General features: G+C 57.8%; 1 protein-coding gene. It reads left to right on the top strand.

What is annotated here, in order from left to right:
- On the top strand, nucleotides 1-334 hold a 334-nt coding region (locus FH871_RS33430; protein WP_171063048.1), incomplete at both ends, for a hypothetical protein.

Genomic DNA, 334 nt, shown 5'->3' with positions numbered 1-334 from the left:
GACGGGCAACTTCGAGGGCTATTTGTCGGTGGTGAATTGCCAGGAAATCCGGGGCTGGGTGTGGGACCGCAACAAGCCCAACACGCCGATGCTGGTGGAGTTTTTCGCCGACGGCATCTCAATCGGCACCACCGAAGCGAAGAATTTCCGGCAGGATTTGAAAGATGCCCAGAAAGGCAACGGTGCCCACGGGTACGTGTTTGCAACCCCGGCGCAGGTGAAAGACAACGTCAATCACCAAATCAGTGCGAAAGTCCAGAACAGCGCGTATGTGTTGAAAGGCTCGCCGATCAACCTGACCTGCTCGCCCACCGGCGGTCGGTTATCGGCGGAA

This window comes from Larkinella sp. C7 (genome assembly GCF_006149005.1).
In the GTDB taxonomy this organism is placed as follows: domain Bacteria; phylum Bacteroidota; class Bacteroidia; order Cytophagales; family Spirosomataceae; genus Larkinella.
Note: the sequence above shows the minus strand (reverse complement) of the source record. Positions and strands in the feature narration are given on the sequence as shown.